Origin of the sequence: Shinella sumterensis (genome assembly GCF_004514425.2) — a bacterium.
In the GTDB taxonomy this organism is placed as follows: Bacteria; Pseudomonadota; Alphaproteobacteria; order Rhizobiales; family Rhizobiaceae; genus Shinella; species Shinella sumterensis.
This window is the reverse complement of sequence record NZ_MYFN02000004.1, coordinates 439947-446370: the sequence shown is the minus strand read 5'-3', so window position 1 is coordinate 446370 and position 6424 is coordinate 439947. Positions and strand designations below refer to the sequence as shown.

The following is a 6424-nucleotide window of genomic DNA, read 5'->3' as shown; positions in this document are numbered from 1 at the left end:
CACGAACGTCCAGCAGGTGTAGCCGAGTTCCTCCAGCGCAGCGAGGACGGCGTCAGCGCCCCGAGTTCGGAGATTAGAGCTGTTCTCAAGAGCGAACCAACGAGGACGGCACTCTCCGATGATGCGGATGGCTTCGAAATAGAGGCCGCTGCGCGCGCCTTCGACCCCTTTTCCTTTGGTGTTGGCTGAACTGATGTCTTGGCATGGGGGGCTTCCGACGACGACTGACGGAAGTCGTCCGAAATCTCGGAGAATTCGATCTGCCGTGAGGGTGCAAACATCGTCATAGATCCTGACGCCTGGGTTGTTCTGCGAGTAGATCTCCCGGCGCCATTCGACGAACTCACAGGCGGCCATGGTCTTGAAGCCAGCGCGATGCATCCCGAGCGACCAACCGCCAGCGGCGGCGCTGAACAAGTCGAGCACTTCGATCTGGTGTGGCTGCATCACTCGCCCTCCTCGATCTCGTCCTTAAGCTCCGGCGCCAGCCAGAATGCGAGCTGCTTGGATGAGCGCATGAGCGAGCGTGCGAGGGCTACCCGCTTGCATTGCCACCAGGAGCGCAGTGGCGTTTTCGATTTCGCGTTCGAGTTCGCGTGCTTCTTCCCGTCCATAGTGGACTCCCGTCTTCGTCTCGATTGCGTGAAGTTCGTCGGCGCTGATGGAGACGCGAGGATCCGCGTACCAAACGTCTTTCGTTCGGGAGACCGACCAGCCGAGTTTGCGGGCGGCTGCGGTAATCCGCGCCTTCACGCTCCCGTGCGAGGGAGGCGCGATCCGATGCCTCAAGGCCTTCTGGCAGAATTCAACTGTCGACATTTTCGGACTAATCCTATCGATTTTCGGCATTTCGCGATTTCTCCTGTGTCAATTTCGTCTTGCTACAGAGCGAAGGGAGACACAGTGAAACGACCTTCAAATTCCGGTGGAGACGAAGCGAGCCGCTTCCCGCATGCGGCGGGTGAGTTACCCGCTTCGTCTCTCAGGTCCGCCGCTGGCGAGACCGTTGTTCAGTTCCCCAGCCCCGCCGCAAAATCAGCTGGGGCCAGAGAGGGCGCCGGGGTTTCCCCGGCTTCGGCGTCCTCGTTCGTTTCCTTGGGAAGCGCCGTGCACGCGGTCGTTCTGCGGCTTAAAGGCGATTTCCCGAGGATAAGGGTGATGGCCGGCGCGCCCTGGGAGGAGGAGCAAGCGCGCCGGCCTGTCAATCAGCCGCCGGAGGGGGACGAGCCGCGCTGATTGAAATGGATCTGGTCGCCTTCGGTGGCGCCGGAGAACTCGCCGAGTCCGTCGTCGCGGTCGGCCAAGGCGTATGCCAGGGCTGTCACGCCGCAGAGGATCGTGAAGCCGATGATGCCGTAGATGAGCCAGCTCATGCGTCCACCTCGACGGGCTTCCCGGTCTTGTTCAGGAGGTTGCGGAGGATCGACATGCCGGCGTCAGTGCCGCGTTCGACGACGGGGCGGAAGTGTCGGGCATCCATTGCCAACTCACTGACCTTATTGGCGTATGGAAGAGCCGGATTAACCAACTCACGGAAGCGGAGCGCTGCCACGCCGCTTTCGTGGAGAAACACTTCTCGGATTGTGTAGGTCGCCCCCACCACCGGGTATCGGACATCGAACCCTCTGGAACGGCTCCATGCCTCATGTGCTTCGGCATTGTGAGCGGCCGAAATGCAAACCACCTTCTGACCAACACGGAAATTGCACGTCATGCTGCCTTCCTCCTCGGACGGGATTGATGGGAACGGAAACTGGAGCGCTCGACTTCGAGCATCACGGCCCTGTCGATCTCGCGCGGGCGAACATCGAGGCCCAAGCGCATGTCTGTCAGCGCTACCTCGGCTCGGCTTTCGAGAGTGTCGTGGTGGTCTTCAATGCGAGAGACGATGTTCATGCCATCTACTCGCTCTTCTGCATCGCCCGACGGCAGGACCAGCAATGATCACGCGTGCCGCTGGCGCAGTTCTCCGGGTGTTGGCAGTTCGGACGGAAGGAAACCTTCGGCTTGGCGGGGAGAGCGGTATTGGCGGCGCCCTCCCCTGTGTTCGAGGTTTGGGTTTCATCACCCGCGACCAAGTCGCCTCTGGATATCCCGTGTCGTTCATCTCCTTCTGCTCGTTGATCGGAACTGGATGCCGGGGCCGGGATCGAACCGGCGTCTTCGGAGCCAAAGTCCGAGGCCTTACCGCTAGACGACCCGGCAGAATTGGACACGACGCTTTCTTCGGCCTCGCGCGTCGTCAGCGAGGGCCTATCGGCGGGGGTGCCGTCCGAAGCTTCTTCCGCCGTTACCGGCGCTGTTCTGATGTCTTCGTGCTTGGTGAGGATGGAAAGGCCACCGTCGGAGCGGCGATTTTCCTCAATGTTTTCTCGTGTGTATGCGCGGGACGCGCGCGGGGCTTCCAGCGCTGCGAGATAGGTATCGACCAGAGCCTCATGCTCGGCGTCTTCCGGGCGAGCCTCGTCCATCTTCACCTTGAGGCGGAACGCGGCGCGCATCGCCTTCGTGTCGTGGCCGAAAGCCTTCTGCTCGGCGAACAACTCCTTGAGGTCGTCGCCGATGCGAGCCTTTTCCTCTTCGAGGTTCTTCCAGCGCTGGAAAGCGGAGCGGACCTGATCGCCAGCGATGCTATGGGCTTCGGTGGACGATTCCCACACAGGCCCCGCCCACTCACCTTCATGCCATCCTCGGTTCATGACTCGACTCCCGAGGCTAGCCGGTACAACTTCCCGTCAGGCGATAGAAAAAGGAGGGCCGGGCCTTGGATTTGAGAAATGTCACGATCAATGGAGACGATTTGGCGCGTTTGCTCGGACTGGTTATCATCGAGCTTGTCGATGTACTTGCGCTTCCAGGCAGCGAAGCGAGCGCACTTTCGGACATGGCGGAACGCGTTGACGACCTCGCTGAAGCCTCGGTCGCCCCCCATCTTTCTGATCTTCTCCGCATGGTTTCGCAGATCCTCGGCGGTCGCCCGACTGTTCAGGAGGGATAGCGCGTGGCGTCGTCTTTCTTCGATGGAAGCGCTCATGCTGCAGTCTCCGGCTGCCGGGCGCTCATGAAGTCGTTTGCCGTGACTTTCCCGTTGGTTGCCCTCGATATCCGGGCAATGATTTCGGGCTTGGGAACGCGCCCGGCGACCTTGTATCGCCAGAGCGCTTGCCGAGTGACGCCAATGCGTTCAGCGAAGTCAGCGTCCGAGGTGTTTGTCTTTGTGAGCCAGGATGTCAGGGTCATAAAACGAGCATGTCACCATTTTGGTGACGATGCAAGCAAAATTGTCACCGTTTTGGATACTCGCATCGCATCCAGTCTGGTGACATGAATCCGGCATGACAAAAGGGAAATTTCCAAACGGCCTTCGCAAGGCCATGGACGCGAAGAAGCTTGGCCTTACGGATTTGGCTAAGTCCGTTGGGACGTCCAAGCAGAACATCGAGCGATGGGCGAACGGCGAGCGCGCATTAAAGCCGGAGATGGCGGCCAAGATTGCTCCGTTCGTTGATGCGACGGCTGCTCAGCTGTTGCTTTTGCCGAGCGAAGAAGGGACCGCGACACCGTCGCAGCGCCAACCTGACAAAGACGCTATTATGAAAGAAGCCGCTGCTCAGAACCTTAGATCCGCACTTATAGCCTATGGGGCACAAGCGAGGCAGCTCAAGTCTTTGTTGGCGCTTATCGACGCCCAATTGAAGAAAGCTAGGCCGGGGTCACCAGAACAAACAGATTCTCGTGATCAATCTCAACCCGCCAGTCGCCGCCGTGAAGAAGCGCCATGAGGTAGGAGACTTCCGCCGCCTTTCGCTTGATAACAACCTCGGGGTCAATAGAGGATAGCGCCCCGGCGGCTTCCATGATCTCGCCGACGGTCTCCTCCTGCTTCGTCCGATACTTCCGCCTGATCTGGTGGATAATCGCCATGACGCGTTACCCTCCTAGATCGGCTGCATGTTGCTGACTTCCTCAGGCTTCTCGTCGCCGTGGAAATAGATCAACTTCGGCTCGCCGAAGTCGCCACTCTCGGGGTCTCCTTCCATCACGGTCGCAAAGACCATGGGCTTTTGAAGCGCCAGGCGCTCGGCCATCCGACGCGCATGCATGACGCTTGTGGCCTGCACCGGGATATCCGGCTTCATCGCGCCACGCTTGGCCGGGGAGAAGGATTGAACCACGAAAAACTCTGCCATGTTCATGCTCCTTGGGATTTTGGGATGCCCTTAGCATGACTCGAAAAAGGGAACGGAACAAGAACAAAATTAGGAAAATAGTCATACTCGTTAACGGCTACCAGATGCAGCGATTACACGCAATGAGAGTCGCGTTCCCTTGTGCGCCGGTGGAATCAAGATATCGTACAGTCAGTCGTTTTGGGGGAACAAAATGCTGGGATTTCTTGCAGACTTGCCGTCGTGGGTGACTTACGCCCTTGTCGGCGGTGTTCTGGGTGCAACCTTCGGTGCGGCTGGACACCTGATCGGGAAGGCCACGGGGCTTAAATGGACGCGTTACGCGGCTATCGTGGGGATAGTCCTCACTAAGCCGGTTGTTGAGCAGGTTATGGCACCAATTATCGTGAACGATAAGCTCAATGCCGGGCTGCCGAAGATGATAGATGATATCACCCGCATGGACCGAATTGAGTACCAGGGTAAGACCTTCCGGTATTTTTACACAATCACATCAACGACGGGCTTGGAGGACGTCAACGAAGAGGAACTCAAGAAGGCGAGTATTTCTCAAATGTGCGACTATTGGAAACCGAAACTACTCAGTGGGGAAACCGATGCCGCTGAGTACAATTATGCGCTTGGCGCCCGGAGTGCCAGCTTCTCTGTCGTCCTCTCTGACTGTATCTGAGGCCGCTCATGGCGAAGAAACCCAAACCTCCCCGCGAACGCGCCGCCCGCGCCCTTTGCAGCCACTTCGGCGTGCCGGAGAACATCGTGCGCGACAAGAAACCTATGTGGACGCAATACCTCGACATGGCGGATGCAGCGCTACAGGCCGCATTGTCTCCAGAGGAGTGGGAGAGGATGAAGGCGGAAGGGCCATGAAGATCACGATCGAGCTTACTGCCGACGAATCCGTCGCTCTACGCCGCTTCGCGAATGAGACCGGCGAGGACCTGGACTATGCCGCACGGGTCGGCCTGCGGGAATTCCTGATCGGAACCGGGATGCTGGAGATGATCGAGGGCGACAACGATAACGAAAACCCCCAGACGTAAGGGAACGACGCATTGAGCGACCGGACTAATTGTCTCCGAGCTCCTTCACGGCTATCAGGTGAATACGTTTCGCTTTGAAGGAACCGTCAGATTTTCGCTCGCCTTCAATAATCACGTCACCAGTAACACGCTCTCTCTTCGCCAAATCTTCGGCATTGATCGTCGGATACAAATCCATCGGCAAACGTCTTTTGAAACGCTTGTCGCCCACCAGTACGGCGGCCCAACCCGTATTGTTTTTGTCACGATCGACAGCGCGGATATCTAGCGTTGCGCCGGGTATATCGATGTTCTTGCTATCATCGATGTCAGCCAGCTCAGCGTCAGTTGGGTATTCGGCGATAGTTTCCGGGTTGATGAACCCCACCCCCTTTACATCCACTGGAGAAATGCGACCATCCTCACGAGGGCGAAGAAAATTCGTAACGGACTTGATCAACGACCGCCGCCGCGCCGCGGGTATCGAGTCATGAAGTGCGCCCTCGACGGCGCTCGCAGGAATGTTCGTTTTGTCGGCGATGATGTTGATGACAGTGTTGTAGTCGCCCTGGATATGCGTTGATGCCGGCCGATCCGGCTTTCGTCTCCGAACGGCATCATAAGCGTACCGGGCAACGAAATAAGTAACGGCCAAGGTGGCGAGCGTGACAAGCGCTTCGTATTGCGGTGGAATGTCAGTGCCGAACATTTCTTCGATCCCGCCTATTACTGCCGCTTCAATTTCCTTCTGATACGCCCCGTACACGAGCACCAGAAAATCTGTGATAAGGCTTCCAGCTGCGACCTGCACTACACGAATTTGAACGGCGTCAACATCCATATTCGGAATTGCATGCTCAAGAAGGCGAACCCCCTCCTCAAGAAGCCGCTTCTGCGCTTTTAGATTTTCGATAATCTCGTCTATCGACGCGGTGCCATCCCGGTATTCGACCCGGTGTGGGAACGCTAACTCCATCAACCCTCTCCCCTACGCCCTGTTGGCATAGAAGCAGGTTCTCAACCTGTTGTGGAGTCGCGTCCTTCATTTCGTCTCAATACGCTTAACGCCCGGCCGGTCCATCCTGCCGGGTTTTTCGTGTGGTGATTCTAGCAGGTTTGGTGACGGGGGCAATCTTTTGTCACCATTTCGGTGACTTTCTGATTGACGCGTCACCAATTCGGTGACATATTCCCCTCATCACCCCGACACACCGG

General features: G+C 57.9%; 13 protein-coding genes, 1 tRNA gene and 1 pseudogene. 5 read left to right on the top strand and 10 right to left on the bottom strand.

All coding sequences use genetic code 11. From position 1 onward, the window contains the following. The 4 genes from B5M41_RS11405 to B5M41_RS11390 form a co-directional block, all read right to left on the bottom strand. Positions 1-447 (bottom strand): DNA cytosine methyltransferase (locus B5M41_RS11405; protein WP_230640052.1); only part of this gene is annotated, 447 nt, incomplete at its 3' end. After that, a complete protein-coding gene (locus B5M41_RS11400) occupies positions 447-614 on the bottom strand; it encodes a hypothetical protein (RefSeq protein ID WP_160871290.1) in 168 nt (55 codons plus the stop codon). The genes B5M41_RS11405 and B5M41_RS11400, both read right to left, overlap by 1 nt. Before the next feature lie 591 nt (positions 615-1205). Beyond that, the gene (locus B5M41_RS11395; RefSeq protein ID WP_167719159.1) at positions 1206-1373 is read right to left on the bottom strand and encodes a hypothetical protein; all 168 of its coding nucleotides are present in this window, start codon (positions 1371-1373) and stop codon (positions 1206-1208) included. Continuing rightward, positions 1370-1714: a hypothetical protein gene (locus B5M41_RS11390; protein WP_134649926.1), complete on the bottom strand. Its 345-nt coding sequence runs from the start codon at positions 1712-1714 to the stop codon at positions 1370-1372. The genes B5M41_RS11395 and B5M41_RS11390 overlap by 4 nt, the downstream gene beginning before the upstream one ends. Before the next feature lie 26 nt (positions 1715-1740). Between B5M41_RS11390 and B5M41_RS11385 the strand changes: the two genes are divergently transcribed. Continuing rightward, complete coding sequence (locus tag B5M41_RS11385) at positions 1741-1944, top strand: hypothetical protein (RefSeq protein WP_134649925.1); 204 nt, start codon at positions 1741-1743, stop codon at positions 1942-1944. Positions 1945-2131: 187 nt separating this feature from the next. Here the strand turns inward: B5M41_RS11385 and B5M41_RS11380 are convergent. From B5M41_RS11380 to B5M41_RS11365, 4 genes and pseudogenes are all read right to left on the bottom strand, one after another. Next, positions 2132-2205 (bottom strand) — tRNA-Gln (locus B5M41_RS11380). A 209-nt stretch (positions 2206-2414) separates the two neighbouring features. Further along, positions 2415-2699, bottom strand: a pseudogene (locus B5M41_RS11375) (DUF2312 domain-containing protein); the annotation flags it as partial. Further along, positions 2696-3034 carry a hypothetical protein gene (locus tag B5M41_RS11370; RefSeq protein ID WP_134649924.1) on the bottom strand — a complete coding sequence of 113 codons (339 nt, stop codon included), beginning with the start codon at positions 3032-3034 and terminating at the stop codon, positions 2696-2698. The gene B5M41_RS11370 and the pseudogene B5M41_RS11375, both read right to left, overlap by 4 nt. Then, positions 3031-3240, bottom strand: a complete 210-nt coding sequence (locus tag B5M41_RS11365; RefSeq protein WP_134649923.1) for a YdaS family helix-turn-helix protein — start codon at positions 3238-3240, stop codon at positions 3031-3033. The genes B5M41_RS11370 and B5M41_RS11365 overlap by 4 nt, the downstream gene beginning before the upstream one ends. A 95-nt stretch (positions 3241-3335) precedes the next feature. Between B5M41_RS11365 and B5M41_RS11360 the strand changes: the two genes are divergently transcribed. Next, positions 3336-3782 carry a helix-turn-helix domain-containing protein gene (locus B5M41_RS11360; RefSeq protein ID WP_134649922.1) on the top strand — a complete coding sequence of 149 codons (447 nt, stop codon included), beginning with the start codon at positions 3336-3338 and terminating at the stop codon, positions 3780-3782. 156 nt (positions 3783-3938) lie between these two features. On the opposite strand, the gene B5M41_RS11355 is transcribed toward B5M41_RS11360, so the two are convergent. Then, positions 3939-4190: a hypothetical protein gene (locus tag B5M41_RS11355; RefSeq protein ID WP_230640051.1), complete on the bottom strand. Its 252-nt coding sequence runs from the start codon at positions 4188-4190 to the stop codon at positions 3939-3941. 193 nt (positions 4191-4383) lie between these two features. Here B5M41_RS11355 and B5M41_RS11350 point away from each other — a divergent pair, with 193 nt between their 5' ends. The 3 genes from B5M41_RS11350 to B5M41_RS11340 are packed head-to-tail and all read left to right on the top strand — an operon-like array spanning position 4384 to position 5230. Continuing rightward, positions 4384-4860: a hypothetical protein gene (locus B5M41_RS11350; protein ID WP_134649920.1), complete on the top strand. Its 477-nt coding sequence runs from the start codon at positions 4384-4386 to the stop codon at positions 4858-4860. An 8-nt stretch (positions 4861-4868) separates the two neighbouring features. Continuing rightward, positions 4869-5057 (top strand): hypothetical protein, encoded by a 189-nt coding sequence (locus tag B5M41_RS11345; RefSeq protein WP_134649919.1) that lies wholly within the window; start codon positions 4869-4871, stop codon positions 5055-5057. Further along, a complete protein-coding gene (locus B5M41_RS11340; protein WP_167719156.1) occupies positions 5054-5230 on the top strand; it encodes a hypothetical protein in 177 nt (58 codons plus the stop codon). The genes B5M41_RS11345 and B5M41_RS11340 overlap by 4 nt, the downstream gene beginning before the upstream one ends. A 25-nt stretch (positions 5231-5255) precedes the next feature. On the opposite strand, the gene B5M41_RS11335 is transcribed toward B5M41_RS11340, so the two are convergent. After that, a complete protein-coding gene (locus B5M41_RS11335) occupies positions 5256-6185 on the bottom strand; it encodes a hypothetical protein (RefSeq protein WP_134649918.1) in 930 nt (309 codons plus the stop codon). Positions 6186-6424 lie beyond the last annotated feature (239 nt).